The following is a 16024-nucleotide window of genomic DNA, read 5'->3' on the forward strand; positions in this document are numbered from 1 at the left end:
ATTTCTTTTTTTACTAGACATGAAAAAGGTGCCTTCAGATGGAAGGCACCTTTTTCTTTGTATAAGTGTATGTGGCTTGTTTATCGAACTTTTGATCATAATCTGGCCTGATCAGCCTGGAACGGCCGCAGGTCCAGAAGATCAATGATGCTTTGTGCACTTTCCATCGGACGATATTTGGCAATCTGTTCCAAATGGCGTTTGCGTTTACGGACGATGTCGGGATATTTATGTAACAATTTATTCATCCATTTAACCACGACATCAAGCGAAGTGATCGGTTCGCCCAGTCCTCTGGCGGTAAAATATTGAACGTTCTCTTCTTCCTGACCCGGAATGGGATTATGGAATAACATCGGTATACCTTTGGCGAGTCCTTCGGTGCATGTCATTCCACCAGGCTTGGTTATTAGCAGATCGGATACTTCCATAAGCTTATCCACTTCTTTGGTGTATCCGATAATGTGAATATTTTCTTTCCTATACTCCGGGTTCTGTTCCATGCTGATCCGGATTTTGTCATTGCGTCCGAGACAGAAGATGATCTGAATGTTATTATGCCAGCGAGTCAGAAGCTTATTGACCACTTCATCGCTGAGCATTCCCCAGCCGCCGCCCATAACAAGAACGGTGGGCATATCTCTCAGATTAAACTTGGCACGAATCTCATCCCGGCCGGGATGCTCCCAAAAGTTGGGGTGTACCGGAATGCCGGTAACCCGTATCTTGTCCGCGGAAACTCCGCGCAGCATCAATTTGGACTTGACCTCTTCAGTAGATACCAGATACAAGTCCACCTCGGGACTGATCCACGTGCCATGCGCATCGTAATCGGTAATGACCGTGCAGAGTGGCACTTGCACACCGAGGCGCTTTAATCTTGATATGACGGCACTTGGAATGGGATGCGTACATACAATGGCATTTGGACGAAGCTGTCGTACGACACTACGTGTATGTGTGTAAAACAGCTTGTGCAATGCGAGTGTAGTCAATCGGTTTAAAGACTTTTTATATTGATGCCTGTATACATATCCGACAAGTTTGGGCTGGTTGGTTACCGTTTTTTTGTATGCCGTAATAATAAGTGGTGCGACCCTGGGGTTAAGGAAACTACCCAGTTCGAGCACTTTGGTCTGTACTTCCGGAGAGAGCTTTCTCAAACTGCTGGACAGTGCATAAGCGGCTTGTGTATGACCGGCTCCAAAGCCTTCGGAAAGTAGTAAAACTCGTTTTTTCTCCACGCTTGCTTCACCTGTTCCTGCTAGGTTTTCCTTAGTCTAACATATCTGCTTTAGGACCATAATGCAACTGTCGCAAGTGCGACTAAAGTACCGATTGTGGCACCTGCAAGCACGTCCGAAGGATAGTGCAAACCCAAGTAAATTCGAGAGAATCCGACAATCAGTGCAACCGGCAGCAGCGTCGCCAGCAAAATAGGTTCCATAGTCATAAACGGAACGGTTACCGAGAAGACAGCGGTTGTATGCCCTGAAGGAAATGAGTGGTCCGTCAGGGGATTGCGGAAGGTGATCGTCTCCGGCATGGCCAGATATGGCCGGATGCGAGGATACAACCGTTTGGCGATTGCTACGGGAATATGGCTCACAGCCAGAGCGATACATGCCTGTAGGCCTGTCGTATTCCAAGGGGCTGGAGCAAGCAGCCATATCAATAAGGATACGGCAATAGAAAATGTCGCTCCGCCCAGATGGGTGAGATAGTACAGCCAAAAATTCATAAATCGATTATGAAGTCGACCATTAATCCACATAAACACATTGCGATCGTACGCTTGAAACTTAACGAATAAACGGCTCATATTGGCCTCCTGCCAGTCAGGCCGCCCGAATTGGCGGCAGTATTTCCGGTATGTTTCCTGTGTCCGGTGTTGTCCTGATTACTATATAACCGTTTTTCGTGAAGTTCAGGTTATTTCAGGTATATGTTTATCATATTTTTAAATGTTGTCCTTTTCAAGAAGAAGACATGTGAACAACGTAAAATTCATGTTAAAGAGTGGTTAATCATCCAACTTAACTTTTTGACTCGGACGAGCTAAAAAAGATACAATGATTCAACATGGCTGAAATGAGGTTAAAAAAATGTGAGTTTTATATTGAACTTTTTGGTGTCCGTTTGCGTTATTTTTCATATAGCCTCTGGTTGGACAGTACTGGGTAATGAAAAAAGCAGGGACTTTAGAAATAAAAATCAAGCAATCGGCTGAAAATAAGATATAACAGGCATGAATGCGAGGGCGCAGTATCACGAACTGCCAATTCAGCGTTTAATGTTCACATTTCTGCTTTAGGAAGTGAAATTGCGGTTTTGACAAATAGCTGAAAAGCATCCAAAATCGATAAAGCAGCCAAATTGGAAGCAACCATGCTTGAAATACTTGCGTAGTAAACAAAAGACCAGGGTCATATTCTGCACATTACAAAAAAACAAAGATGCAGAATCAGGTAGAGAAACGCTAAAGTAAACAGGGTTTGAAAAAAAGGGGGTAACAGAGAACGATGTTGGACGCTATATTCGTCACGATGCAGGTCATTCTGGCACTGCTAGCCGTGTACCAATTCACGTTTTCGCTGTTCGGTCTGTATAAGAAAAAGAAAAAGAAACATTATCCTGCTACAAAATCTTTCGCTGTACTCGTTGCAGCACACAATGAAGAGCAGGTCATCGGTGCGTTGATGGAGAACCTGAAACAACTCGATTATCCAGAGGATCTGTACGATGTGTTCGTTATCTGTGATAACTGTACGGATGGTACAGCTCAAATCGTCAGAGATCATGGCTTGAACGCATGTGTGCGTACAAACGCCGACCTCAGAGGTAAAGGTTACGCCATTGAGTGGATGCTCAAATATCTGTGGAAATTGCCGCGTCAGTATGACGCCGTTGTTATGTTTGATGCTGATAACCTGGTTGATCGCAATTTCTTGCTTGAGATGAATAACGACTTGTGTAACGGTTCGCGTGTTATTCAAGGTTATATCGATACGAAAAATCCGGAAGATTCTTGGATTACTGCAGCTTACGGGGTATCGTACTGGTACATTAACCGTTTGTGGCAGTTGTCCCGTCATAACCTGAACATGGCCAACTTCCTTGGCGGTACAGGAATGTGCTTTGAAACGAATTTGCTGAAGGAAATCGGTTGGGGTGCGACTAGCCTGGTCGAAGACTTGGAGTTTACGATGCGCAGTGTGCAGCGTAATGTGTATCCTGTGTTTAACTATGATGCAAAAGTATTTGATGAGAAGCCTTTGACATTCAAAGCTTCAGCAAGACAACGTCTACGCTGGATGCAAGGTCACTTTACGGTAGCGCGGAGATATTTCTTCCCACTGTTGTGGCAAAGTATTAAGGAAAGAAGCCTGGTCAAATTCGACCTTGCCGTATATGGTGCCAACGTATACGTTGTATTACTGACATTCCTGATGACTGCTGTTATGTGGGTGGATACAGCCATATTCAGCGGACCGCATATTGCTAACATCTACGGATACTTCCCATTATGGGTAGGCTTCGTAGCCATTGGTTTGAACATTTTGACATTCCTCTTGTCGATGGCACTGGAAAAAGTCACTTTTGCGAAAGTGTATCTGTATCTGATTGTATTCCCGATCTATCTGCTATCCTGGTATCCAATTACGTTCTATGCGTTCTTCACGCAGAACAACAAACAATGGAGCCACACCCAGCATACACGTGTTGTACGTTTGGATGAGGTACAGAGCAAGCAAGGGTAAGGATGAACAGCTTCACAACAAAGATTATAGAAAATATTCTAAAATATATTGACTATAGTTGATGGAGATGTTATAGTATTCAAGTGCGTTAAATGAATAGCAATGGAATCACAAGCAGAAGTCCGACTTCTCACCTGACCAACATTAACGTTGGCTGGTCAACGATCCCAATAATTTATGAAGTGTATACTCATGAAGAATTGTGTTGATTACAGGGATGTCGGTAGCTTGACCGGCATCCCTTTTATTTTTGTTTAACAGTATTCAAAATGACCTGGAGGTGGACGGTTATTAGTAAAGATCACATGATTAATGATGAGATTCGGGCGAAGGAAGTGCGCCTTGTCGGAGCTGAAGGAGAACAAATTGGGATCAAGCCCATTCGGGAAGCACTGCAAATGGCGATTGATCTGAACTTGGATCTGGTCAATGTGGCACCACAGGCTAAGCCGCCGGTGTGTCGCATCATGGACTATGGCAAGTTCCGCTATGAGCAACAAAAGAAAGAAAAAGAAGCCCGTAAGAACCAGAAAATTGTTGACATTAAAGAAGTATGGTTCCGTTCCAATATTGAGGAGCACGATTATCAAACGAAGCTTCGTAATGTAGTTAAGTTTTTGAAAGAAGGCGACAAGGTGAAATGTTCCGTTCGTTACCGCGGACGTGAAATTGCGCATGCCGCCATTGGTCAACGGATTTTGGAGCGCGTGAAGACGGAAGTTGCAGAACTCTGCACCATCGAGCGTCAACCGAAATTGGAAGGCCGCAGTATGATCATGATTCTGGCTCCAAAAGCCTGATAACATTGAAGGAGGAAACACAAAATGCCTAAAATGAAAACACACAGCAGTTTGAAAGGACGCTTCAAAATTACCGGTTCCGGTAAAGTCCTTCGTTACAAAGCACACAAAAACCACTTGCTTTCCCACAAATCCAAACGTGCTAAGCGCGTACTGAACGGTAACCCAGTAATGGCAGCCGGGGACGTAAGACGTTTGAAACAAGGTTTGGCTAACTTGAAAGGCTAATTCTAATTAGTACATTCCGTATGGGGGATCGGCTACGGCCGTACACATACCACGGATACATTTAATATTTATTTGGGAGGTTCTTTAATATGGCAAGAGTAAAAGGCGGTTTTGTAGTACGTCGTCGTCATAAAAAGGTTTTGAAACTGGCAAGAGGTTATTTCGGTTCCAAACACCGCATTTTTAAAACAGCTAACGAGCAAGTAATGAAATCCTTGGTTTACGCATACCGTGACCGTCGCAACACGAAACGTAACTTCCGCAGACTGTGGATCGTTCGTATCAATGCAGCAGCACGTCAAAACGGTTTGTCTTACAACAAACTGATCCATGGATTGAAACTTGCTGGAGTAGACATGAACCGCAAAATGTTGGCTGATCTGGCCGTTAACGACATCAATGCGTTCAACTCTTTGGCTACTGTAGCTAAAGGCAAAATCAACGCTTAAATTGTAACATGCAAGCCGCCGTACCTTATGGCGGCTTTTTTTACGCCAGAAAGTGTGGACGAATACACCGGGGTCCGGAAGGACAAACTTAGATTGGATGCGGTTGACAGCTATCAGCCCTCTGGCAGATACATAAAAACCGAACGTTCATATAATGCAAATGAAAACTAGGAGTTACTGGCTAATGGTGATAATGATGGTATATTTTTGTTATATAACATCACATCGTTGTAACGTTAGCGTGTTAAACTGCTAAAATTTTAAGCGTTTTCAACAATAAAAGTCTAAAAATATGTGATTTTTAGTCATGAAACATCTGGATTTTAACACTGGTTAAATGTATAATCACCTCTAGTAGGCTAGTCCTAAACTTTTCTCTCCTAGTCATAATGTTCGGTTTTTCGGCAGATGATCCGGTAAAGATAAGGTGTGAATGTACTCTTTATGTCCAAGAAACCATACATTCCGCATAAAAGTCATATCAGACATCTGTTCATCGTTCAATATCGACCTGGGTAGGAATTAGGTATATATCATTAAGGGGGAACAAGAGAAATGAAAAAGATGCTCAGCTTGTCTTTGGTCATGTTGCTGGCAGTATCGGTAATGCTCGCAGGTTGCGGAAGCAAACCTAAGGAAGAAACAAATGCTGGTGGAACAACAGGTGGCGAATCCACTGAAGCAAAATCCGATTTGCAGATCGGTATGGTTACTGACGTAGGTGGCGTTAACGACAAATCCTTTAACCAATCCGCTTGGGAAGCCCTGCAAGCAACCGAAACTGAAACAGGTACAGCAGTTAAATACCTGCAAAGTAAATCCGATGAAGAGTACATTCCTAACCTGAACGAATTCGTTAAAGGTGGATATGACCTGACTTGGGGTATCGGTTTCCAATTGGCTGACGCAATCAAAACGGTTGCTGACCAAAACCCTGAATCCAAACTGGCGATCATCGACAGTGTTGTAGATTCTCCTAACGTTAAATCCGTTACATTTGCTGAAGAGCAAGGTTCCTTCCTGGTTGGCGTTGTTGCCGGTCTGACTACAAAAACGAACAAAATCGGTTTTGTTGGCGGTATGGACAGCCCACTGATCAAGAAATTTGAAGTTGGTTTCAGAGAAGGCGTTAAAGCAGTTAACCCTGATGCTGAATTGATCTCCAACTATACAGGCGCATTTGACAAACCAGACCTTGGTAAAGCAGCTGCAGCTACAATCTACAACCAAGGCGCGGATATCATTTTCCACTCTTCCGGTGCTACAGGTAACGGTGTGTTCAACGAAGCCATTGCCCGCAAAAAACAAGGACAAGATGTTTGGGTAATCGGTGTGGATAAAGACCAATCTCTGGAGTTCGGTGATGATGTTACACTGACTTCCATGATCAAAAAAGTTGACGAAGCAGTTAAGAAAGTAAACCAAGAAGTTATCGACGGCACATTTGCTGGCGGTTCTGAAAACCTGACTCTGAAAGAGAACGGTGTAGGTATTGCTGATACTTCTACAAAAAATGTATCTGCTGACATCCTTGCTAAAGTTGACGAATACAAAGAAAAAATCATCAGCGGCGAAATCAAAGTACCTACAGAGTAATTGCTTCGCCCGCGAATTGAATAATCACGAGGCCGGTCTTGACCGGCCTTATGATTGTCAAGACAGGAAAATTTGCTCAAGCCATCATAACATTTGTACCTAGTTAACAAGATGCTGCTGGAATCGTTCCAAATGCAGAATCAATGTTTTAGGAATATCGCTCCGTAAGGAGCTTTTCTTAAGATTATGGAATGTATACATTTCAGCTGTGCTGGATGGATTCGATAATCTCAGGAGAAGGAAAGTGACCGCAACAAAAGCGGTTTTTTCCCTTGAACATACGTCGATAGACGTTTTTCTTACGTTTGCGGAACCACACTATATCAGTTATAAGGGTGATTACATGGGTGCAGCAACCCCCGTCGTTGAGTTAAAACAAATCACGAAGCGTTTTCCAGGCATTGTTGCCAACGACGCTATCAGCCTTCAGCTTCGTAAAGGCGAGATCCATGCTCTACTGGGCGAAAACGGCGCTGGTAAGTCAACGTTGATGAATATTGTATTTGGTCTCTATCAGCCAGATGAAGGTTCCATTGAAGTGAATGGCAAGCCTGTCATGATCGATAGCCCGAACAAAGCAATCGAGCTTGGGATCGGCATGGTGCATCAGCACTTTAAGCTTGTTCAGCCGTTCACGGTAACAGAGAACATTATTTTGGGATCTGAACCAACAAAAGGTCTCAATATTAACTATAAAAAAGCGGCTGCTGAAGTGCAGCGTTTATCCGAACAATATGGACTCAAAGTGAATCCGCATGCCAAAATTCATGACATTTCAGTCGGTATGCAGCAGCGCGTTGAAATCGTAAAAACATTGTACCGCGGCGCTGATATCCTGATCTTTGATGAACCAACGGCAGTTCTGACTCCTCAGGAGATCAAGGAACTGATGGTCATCATGAAAAAACTCGTGGCAGAAGGCAAATCCATTATCCTGATCACACATAAGTTGAAAGAAATTATGGAGATCTCGGATACGGTCACGATTATTCGCCGAGGGAAAGTGATCGACTCTGTAAAGACATCGGAAACCAATCCCAACGAGCTTGCTGAAAAGATGGTTGGCCGTAATGTCACATTTAAAGTGGATAAAAAGCCGGCAACGCCTGGTGCAAACGTCCTTGAAGTCAGTAAATTGACCAGCAAAAACAAAGAGGGAATTTCTGTTCTGAATGAACTGAATCTGAATGTTCGTGCAGGAGAAATCTTGGGGATTGCAGGTGTAGATGGCAATGGACAGAGCGAGTTGATTGAAGCTCTGACTGGATTGCGCAAAGTGGATAGCGGATCGATTCTTTTGCAAGGAAAAGAATTGTCCAACCGTTCCCCGCGCCATATTTCGGAATCGGGCGTAGGTCATATTCCGGAAGACCGACATAAGCACGGATTGGTTTTGGATTTCTCAGTCAGTGAAAATATTGTTTTGGAATCTTACTACAAGTCTCCTTATACACGTAAAGGATTCCTGAATTTCGATGCGATCAAAAAGCAGGCAAAACGTCTTGTTGAGGCATTTGACGTGCGGACACCTAGCATTGAAACCAAAGCCCGGTCCCTTTCTGGGGGTAACCAGCAGAAGGCGATCATTGCACGGGAAGTCGATAAGAACCCGGAACTGCTTATCGCAGCTCAGCCAACACGTGGCTTGGACGTAGGTGCTATTGAGTTTGTCCAGAAACAGTTGATTGCTCAGCGTGACCAAGGAAAAGCGGTATTGCTGATTTCCTTCGAGCTCGATGAAATAATTAACGTTTCGGACCGCATTGCTGTCATTTATGAGGGCAAGATTGTCGGTGAGGTGCTGCCGGAAGAAACGAATGACAGGGAGCTCGGCTTGATGATGGCGGGCAGCACCCAAAAGAGAGGTACTGTACATGAGTAAAGTATTGAAATGGTTTACCCGTGATTCCTTTATTTTGCCTATCGTTGCAATCCTTATGGGGTTAATTCTGGGCGGTATCGTTATGCTTATTGGAGGATACAACCCAATTGATGCATATGGCGCATTGTTCAAGAAAGTCTTTGGTGACATGTACAACTTCGGAGAAGCAGTGCGTGAAATGACACCTTTGATCATGACAGGTCTTGCCTTTGCATTTGCAGCCCGTGCGGGACTGTTTAATATCGGTGGAGAAGGTCAGTTTCTTGTCGGTATGACTGCAGCCACGTTTGTAGGAGTTAAGTTTACAGGTCTCCCGATTTATATTCATGCTCCGCTGGCTTTGATTGCTGGTGCAGTATTTGGTGGTCTGTGGGCAGCCATTGCAGGTTACCTCAAGGCCGCTCGCGGGGTGAACGAAGTTATCAGCAGTATCATGCTGAACTGGATTGGTCTGTATCTGGCCAACCTGATTGTACGGCAATTTTTGCTGCTTCAAGGGGAAAACCGTTCAGTAGATATTAGTGAATCAGCTTCAATCAGCTTGACTTGGTTGTCTGAACTAATGGGCAACTCCCGTGTTCACCTGGGTACATTGATAGCCTTGGTTATGGCGGTTCTCTTTTATATCTATATGTGGAAAACGAAGCAAGGGTATGAAATCCGCGCTGTAGGCCACAACCCGAATGCGGCTGAATATGCAGGTATGCATGTGAATCGCAATATCGTAAAAGCCATGTTTATCAGTGGTATGCTTGCGGGTCTTGGTGGAGCTTTCCAGGTACTTGGTGTATTCCAGTATCAGACAGTTATGTCGGGATCTCCAGGAACAGGTTTTGACGGCATTGCCGTTGCCTTGATTGGTTTGAACCATCCGTTTGGTGTGCTCCTGGGGGCGTTGCTATTTGGTACGCTTACCTATGGATCTGCTGGTATGAGCTTTGCTGCGGATGTACCGCCAGAGATTATTCGGATTGTAATTGGTTCGATTATCTTCTTCATTGCGGCACAAGGCATCGTGCGCTGGGTACTTAAACCGTTCTACTCCAAGCGCAAGAAAGAGAAGGTGTTGTAGATGGACTTGTTGACAATTGGGCAAATTATCAATACGACGCTTGTCTTTGCCACGGCATTGATTTTTGCTTCCCTTGGTGGAATATTCTCTGAAAAATCCGGTGTAACTAACCTGGGACTTGAAGGTTTTATGGTCTTTGGTGCGTTTGCAGCCGGAATTGGGGCCCACTATGCCCAAGAGGCAGGGATGGGTGGAACTTCCTCAGCCTGGATGGGGGTACTGGTTGCTATTGCATTAGGTGTCCTCGTATCTCTTATTCACGCTGTTGCATCGATTACGTTTAAGGCTGACCAGGTTATCAGTGGTATCGTCATTAACTTCCTGGCAGCAGGAAGTACACTATATTTGGTTAAATTGTTGTTTGAAGGATCAGGGGACTCACCTTTGGTGCAGGGCTTCAGCAAATTTGATGTGCCACTTCTCAAGGATATTCCTTTGCTCGGGGAAGCGTTGTTCAAGAACGTTTACCCGACAACATATCTGGCGATCATTCTTGTATTCCTGACGTATTACATTCTCTTCAAGACGCCATTCGGCCTTCGTTTGCGCTCCGTGGGTGAACACCCAAGCGCGGCTGATACTGTAGGTGTCAAAGTTCGTCGCTATCGTTATGTTGGTGTAATGATCAGTGGTGCACTGGCTGCGATCGGTGGAGCTGCTATCACACTGACAACAACAGGTACGTTCTCGCATAATACGGTTTCTGGTCAAGGATACATTGCGATCGCTGCGATGATCTTTGGTAAATGGAATCCAATTGGCGCATTTGGTGCTGCTGTATTTTTCGGTTTCTCACAAGCAATTCGAAACTATGTGCAGCTGTTCGAATGGTCTCAAAGTATTCCCCAGGAAATTATTTATATGCTGCCATACCTGCTCACGATTATTGTTCTTATCGCGGCAGTCGGACGTTCGTCAGCTCCGTCTGCACTCGGTGAACCGTACGATCCGGGGAAAAGGTAGACGTAAGCAATTCATTAAACGATATAATGATTTTTATCAGAGAAAGAGTCCGCTTCGTGCGGGCTTTTTTTGTTGTGCAAATAGCAATTCATACATTTCCATGGTGTCAGGGTAGAGACCCATATTTTCAATTAGGGACAAAGAAACAGGCGAAGCGAGTGATGGACGAATACACTGTTTTGAATGATCCGAGGAGGAGGGGAAAGTATGAAACAACATGTTACGCGTCGTGAAGCGTTGAAATTGGTGGGAAAAAATATCGTTGCGGTGAAAAAAGACGGCACTCGGGTTACGGGGAAGCTGTTGAAAGTATCCGGCAATAAATTAGTGCTAAAGCGTGTAAATGGCAAAAAAGTGCGCACAAAAGCCATTCTTCCACTGGTTTTGTTTGACTTGCTTGCAATCGCCACATTGCCTTACGCTTACGGCCCGGGACCGGGCTATGGGGGTCCTGGCTATGGAGGTCCTGGGTATGGACCAGGCTACGGACCTGGACCAAAACCCGGCCCCGGATATGGTCCAGGCTATGGTCCGGGACCCGGTTTCGGACCGTATGGACCACGTCCACCAGGATTTTTCTAGGAGAACCTAAATATTCTTTTCCATTTCGTAACAGCGGCTTATCATAATATAACGAACGGTACTATATCCATTTTTTTGATAAAACTGCAGCCCTTTTGTATTGCCTTCGTCGACCATTACTTTGGATCTTTTACAGCCTCGTGATGCGGCGAAGTTTTCAGCTTTTTGCAGCAAAGTCTGACCGTACCTTTTTCGCTGTTCCTTTGTATCAACGGCCATCATATCGACATATAACAACTCGCCGTGCATAAGAAAATGTATAAATGCTACAGCTTCTTTGTTCGGGTCCGGTGAGACAACAAAGGTCATGCCCCTGTTCATACGCAGGGGTATGTCTTTGCGTATTTTGTTGATTTCATTGGTACTCATATGGGATAGAGGAACAAGTTGCGAGTCAATTAAACTCATGATGGCGCCATCATCCAGCCTCGAATTGCGTTGCCGAATCACCATGCTGATCCTCCTTTCAAGACTAGTCGTGCTGCTCGTATATCCTATGCCTGGAGCAAGATAAAAGGTGACTGAATGAAGTGAAGGGAATAGGGTAACGTTAAGTAGCGGAGTAGCGAGATAAAGGGCGTTTAAAAAAATTATCCAAATCAGGTATTGACTTATCGGTTGGAGGAATCATATAATGTTCCTAACATTTAACGAGAATATTTAATCGGCTATGAAGAGGACGAAGTTTTAAGGGCTCTTTTGCTCAGAGAGTGGCTGGATCTGCTGAAACCACCACCATAATCCCTTATATACGAGCTCACCTCGGAGCTGTTTTCCTGAAAAGCATTGGATGTCACTCCATTCGCGTATTAGGGAAAATCGTATGTCTGCGTTACAGACAACAGGTATGGAAGACGGCTATGTCCGTTTGACCTATCGTTTTTTTGTACCTGGTAAGGTCCGTTATTGCGAAATTTCGGACAAAGTTGGGTGGTACCACGGAAGCAACAACCTTTCGTCCCTCGCAAGCATTAACTTGTTTGCAGGGATGGAAGGTTTTTTTGTAACTTCAAATGTCAGAATGATGTAAATTCCGAGAGGAGGATGACTGATGGGAGCTCAAATTCCAGAAGTACGATCAACAGATGAATTACGTGAAAAATGGATGAAGCCGGAGGTCATTAGCGGTTCTGAGATTCTGCTAAGAAGCTTGTTGCTGGAAGGTGTCGAGTGCGTATTCGGTTATCCGGGCGGAGCGGTGTTGTACATTTACGACGCGATGTACGGTTTCGAGGACTTCAAGCATGTACTGACTCGGCATGAACAAGGTGCGATTCACGCAGCAGACGGATATGCACGTGCAAGCGGTAAAGTTGGTGTTTGTATCGCAACCTCCGGTCCGGGAGCAACAAATCTTGTAACCGGAATTGCAACGGCATATATGGATTCCGTACCGCTCGTTGTCATTACGGGGAACGTCATTTCCAGCCTGATTGGTTCGGATGCTTTCCAGGAAGCGGATATCACGGGTATTACAATGCCAATTACCAAACACAGCTATCTGGTAAAAGACGTTAAAGATCTGCCGCGTGTCATTCATGAGGCATTCCATATTGCCAATACAGGACGTAAAGGTCCGGTGTTAATCGACATTCCGAAGGATGTTTCTGCCAACAAAACCTTGTTTGAGCCAATTACTGAACCAGTGACACTGAGAGGCTACAACCCTCGGACGGTGCCAAACAAACTTCAGGTTGATCGACTGGCTCAGGCCATTCAGGAAGCAGAGCGTCCGATGATCCTTGCAGGTGGCGGAGTCGTTTACTCCGGTGGACACGAAGCACTGTTCGAATTTGTTGAGAAAACAGGTATTCCAATTACAACGACACTTCTTGGACTGGGTGCTTTCCCAAGCGGACATGAACTTTGGACCGGAATGCCGGGTATGCACGGAACATACACGTCCAACCAGGCGATTCAACAAGCGGATCTGCTGATCAACATCGGAGCTCGCTTTGATGACCGGGTTACAGGTAAACTCGACGGTTTTGCACCACATGCCAAAATTGTGCACATCGATATCGATCCAGCAGAAATTGGCAAAAACATTGCGACGGATATCCCGATCGTTGGGGATGTGAAGACGGTACTCGAAATAGCCAACAAGGAAGTGCAGCGTGCCGACCGTGCGGATGCCTGGAGAGACCAGATCAAGCAATGGAAGCAAGAGAAGCCTTACAGCTACACGGATTCCGAAGACGAGTTAAAACCACAATGGGTAGTTGAGTTGTTGAATGATACAACCAAAGGTGAGGCGATCGTGACTACTGACGTTGGTCAGCATCAGATGTGGGCGGCGCAATACTACAAGTTCAATCAACCTCGCTCATGGGTAACCTCCGGCGGACTCGGAACAATGGGCTTTGGATTCCCTTCGGCAATTGGTGCACAGATGGCGAATCCGGACAGACTGGTCATCTCCATTAATGGCGATGGCGGAATGCAGATGTGTTCACAAGAACTGGCAATCTGCGCGATCAACAATATCCCGGTTAAGATTGTCATCATCAACAACCAGGTGCTTGGAATGGTTCGCCAGTGGCAGGAAATCATCTACGAGAACCGTTACAGTCACATCGATCTCGCAGGAAGCCCGGATTTTGTAAAACTGGCTGAAGCATATGGTGTAAAAGGACTGCGTGCCACGAACAAGGAAGAAGCTGAACGGGCATGGCAGGAAGCGCTGGATACACCTGGACCAGTCGTTGTAGAATTTGTTGTTCGCAAAGAAGAAAATGTATATCCAATGGTTCCGCAAGGAGCAACAATTGATCAAATGCTGATGGGGGATGCTGAGGAATGATTAGACATACAATTTCGATTTTGGTCAACGATCAGCCTGGCGTCCTGCAGCGGGTATCTGGGTTGTTCGGTCGACGTGGATTCAACATTGAGAGCATTACGGTAGGTCAGTCCGAAGAAGCGGGCTTGTCCCGTATGGTCATTGTCACGATTGGTGACGACAAAACGCTGGAGCAGATTGAGAAACAGCTCTATAAAATCATTGACGTAATCAAAGTGGTGGATTTCAGTCTCAAGCCGATGGTTGCCCGTGAACTCGCTTTGATTAAAGTAAAAGCAGAACCTTCCGAACGCCCTGAAATCATGGGAGTGGTTGAAACGTTCCGTGCGTCGGTTGTCGATATTGGTCCAAGTAGTCTAATGGTTCAGGTTGTTGGAGATACCGACAAAATCGACGCCATGATCGAGCTGCTTAAGCCGTATGGCATTCGCGAACTCTCGCGGACTGGAGTAACTGCACTGGTACGTGGAAACGTATAATTGCCAATAGATCTAAATCTATGGTCTAATATGCATATCGGGTAAGCAACGAAGGATACGAGAAGAAGCAGTACAACAGACTGCAGGTGATCCTTGAATGACATCGTGATCCTGCATCTGCTGCAATTCAACATTTTAGTGATGTAACGCTTGAAAAGAGAGCTACACCCCCGCATTAAAGGGCGGGTGTCTGAACGGATCGGATCAGACCAGAGTTGCTGGAACAGCCAGCATGCCGGTCCATTGAGACACCCGCTCATTAATGAAGGGTTCTTTACAATACAAAGGAGGACTTATAAACATGCCAGTAACTACTTATTATGAACAGGATGCAGAGCTTAGCGTATTGAAAGGAAAAACGATTGCCGTAATTGGTTACGGTAGCCAGGGCCACGCCCAAGCACAAAACTTGCGTGATAGCGGTTTGAATGTAGTCATCGGACTTCGTGAAGGTAAATCGTTTGACACTGCAAAAAATGACGGATTTGAAGTATTGTCTCCAGCTGAAGCAACTAGCCGTGCAGATGTGGTTCAAATCTTGCTCCCTGACGAAACGCAAGCTTCTGTATACAAAAACGAAATCGAACCTAACCTGAAAAAAGGCGCAGCATTGCTCTTCTCCCACGGTTTCAACGTTCATTTCGGTCAAATCGTTGCTCCAAAAGACAGCGATGTTCTGCTGGTAGCTCCTAAGTCCCCTGGCCACATGGTACGTCGTACCTACGTGGAAGGATTCGGTGTACCGGGCCTGATCGCGATCGAGCAAGATGCAACAGGTAAAGCAAAAGACATCGGTCTTGCATATGCAAAAGGTATTGGCTGCACACGTGCAGGCGTTATCGAAACATCCTTCCGCGAAGAAACAGAAACAGACCTGTTCGGTGAGCAAGCGGTTCTGTGTGGCGGTGTAAGTGCCCTGGTAAAAGCTGGTTTCGAAACGTTGACTGAAGCTGGTTATGCTCCTGAAATGGCGTACTTCGAGTGTCTGCACGAATTGAAACTGATCGTTGACCTGATGTATGAAGGCGGACTTGCAAGCATGCGTGATTCCATCAGTAACACAGCCGAGTACGGTGACTATGTAACTGGACCTCGCGTTGTAACTGAAGATACGAAGAAAGCGATGAAAGAAGTCCTTTCCGATATCCAACAAGGTAAATTCGCACGTGACTTCATCCTGGAAAACCAATCCGGTCGTGCGTTCCTGACAGCAACTCGTCGCAACGAAGCTGAACACCCAATCGAAGTGGTTGGCGGACAATTGCGTGAAATGATGCACTGGATCAAGAAATAAGAACATGCACTTATAAGTATAGCAATTTTACAGCTTTAACCGGAAATAGCGGCCGTGCTTATGCGTGTGCCGCTATTGCTGGTTTAGAGGCAAACATACATTACAGTCTAGGAGG

General features: G+C 45.3%; 15 protein-coding genes. 12 read left to right on the top strand and 3 right to left on the bottom strand.

Annotation, left to right across the window (positions count from 1 at the left end; all coding sequences use genetic code 11):
* Positions 1 to 95: 95 nt before the first annotated feature.
* Together F4V51_RS08615 and F4V51_RS08620 are read right to left on the bottom strand one after the other, a co-directional pair.
* The gene (locus F4V51_RS08615; RefSeq protein WP_153977670.1) at positions 96 to 1244 is read right to left on the bottom strand and encodes an MGDG synthase family glycosyltransferase; all 1149 of its coding nucleotides are present in this window, start codon (positions 1242 to 1244) and stop codon (positions 96 to 98) included.
* A gap of 50 nt (positions 1245 to 1294) precedes the next feature.
* On the bottom strand, positions 1295 to 1822 hold the full coding sequence (locus F4V51_RS08620; RefSeq protein WP_153977671.1) for a phosphatase PAP2 family protein: 528 nt from the start codon (positions 1820 to 1822) through the stop codon (positions 1295 to 1297).
* Positions 1823 to 2522: 700 nt separating this feature from the next.
* Here F4V51_RS08620 and F4V51_RS08625 point away from each other — a divergent pair.
* From F4V51_RS08625 to F4V51_RS08665, 9 genes are all read left to right on the top strand, one after another.
* Complete coding sequence (locus tag F4V51_RS08625) at positions 2523 to 3761, top strand: glycosyltransferase family 2 protein (RefSeq protein ID WP_153977672.1); 1239 nt, start codon at positions 2523 to 2525, stop codon at positions 3759 to 3761.
* A 305-nt stretch (positions 3762 to 4066) separates the two neighbouring features.
* Entirely contained in the window at positions 4067 to 4561 is a 495-nt protein-coding gene (infC, locus tag F4V51_RS08630; protein ID WP_153980623.1) for a translation initiation factor IF-3, read from the top strand.
* Positions 4562 to 4585: 24 nt separating this feature from the next.
* On the top strand, positions 4586 to 4789 hold the full coding sequence (gene rpmI / locus F4V51_RS08635) for a 50S ribosomal protein L35 (RefSeq protein WP_017689665.1): 204 nt from the start codon (positions 4586 to 4588) through the stop codon (positions 4787 to 4789).
* A gap of 89 nt (positions 4790 to 4878) precedes the next feature.
* Positions 4879 to 5238: a 50S ribosomal protein L20 gene (gene rplT / locus F4V51_RS08640; protein WP_095288335.1), complete on the top strand. Its 360-nt coding sequence runs from the start codon at positions 4879 to 4881 to the stop codon at positions 5236 to 5238.
* A gap of 555 nt (positions 5239 to 5793) precedes the next feature.
* On the top strand, positions 5794 to 6834 hold the full coding sequence (locus F4V51_RS08645) for a BMP family lipoprotein (RefSeq protein WP_095288334.1): 1041 nt from the start codon (positions 5794 to 5796) through the stop codon (positions 6832 to 6834).
* A 343-nt stretch (positions 6835 to 7177) separates the two neighbouring features.
* Positions 7178 to 8716 carry an ABC transporter ATP-binding protein gene (locus tag F4V51_RS08650; RefSeq protein WP_153980624.1) on the top strand — a complete coding sequence of 513 codons (1539 nt, stop codon included), beginning with the start codon at positions 7178 to 7180 and terminating at the stop codon, positions 8714 to 8716.
* Entirely contained in the window at positions 8709 to 9788 is a 1080-nt protein-coding gene (locus F4V51_RS08655; RefSeq protein WP_153977673.1) for an ABC transporter permease, read from the top strand. Before F4V51_RS08650 ends, F4V51_RS08655 begins: the two co-directional genes overlap by 8 nt.
* Positions 9789 to 10751, top strand: coding sequence for an ABC transporter permease (locus F4V51_RS08660; protein WP_153977674.1), 963 nt, complete (start codon positions 9789 to 9791; stop codon positions 10749 to 10751).
* 207 nt (positions 10752 to 10958) lie between these two features.
* Positions 10959 to 11333, top strand: a complete 375-nt coding sequence (locus F4V51_RS08665) for a hypothetical protein (RefSeq protein ID WP_095288331.1) — start codon at positions 10959 to 10961, stop codon at positions 11331 to 11333.
* A gap of 6 nt (positions 11334 to 11339) precedes the next feature.
* Here F4V51_RS08665 and F4V51_RS08670 read toward each other — a convergent pair whose 3' ends face one another.
* Positions 11340 to 11783, bottom strand: a complete 444-nt coding sequence (locus F4V51_RS08670) for a GNAT family N-acetyltransferase (protein ID WP_415752995.1) — start codon at positions 11781 to 11783, stop codon at positions 11340 to 11342.
* Positions 11784 to 12384: 601 nt separating this feature from the next.
* Here F4V51_RS08670 and ilvB point away from each other — a divergent pair.
* The 3 genes from ilvB (at position 12385) to ilvC (ending at position 15909) form a co-directional block, all read left to right on the top strand.
* Complete coding sequence (gene ilvB, locus F4V51_RS08675; RefSeq protein ID WP_153977676.1) at positions 12385 to 14136, top strand: biosynthetic-type acetolactate synthase large subunit; 1752 nt, start codon at positions 12385 to 12387, stop codon at positions 14134 to 14136.
* Entirely contained in the window at positions 14133 to 14615 is a 483-nt protein-coding gene (gene ilvN / locus F4V51_RS08680) for an acetolactate synthase small subunit (protein ID WP_095288328.1), read from the top strand. Before ilvB ends, ilvN begins: the two co-directional genes overlap by 4 nt.
* 301 nt (positions 14616 to 14916) lie before the next feature.
* Positions 14917 to 15909 (top strand): ketol-acid reductoisomerase, encoded by a 993-nt coding sequence (ilvC, locus tag F4V51_RS08685; protein WP_095288327.1) that lies wholly within the window; start codon positions 14917 to 14919, stop codon positions 15907 to 15909.
* Positions 15910 to 16024: the final 115 nt, after the last annotated feature.

The sequence above is a fragment of the Paenibacillus xylanilyticus genome (assembly GCF_009664365.1).
Lineage (GTDB): Bacteria > Bacillota > Bacilli > Paenibacillales > Paenibacillaceae > Paenibacillus > Paenibacillus xylanilyticus_A.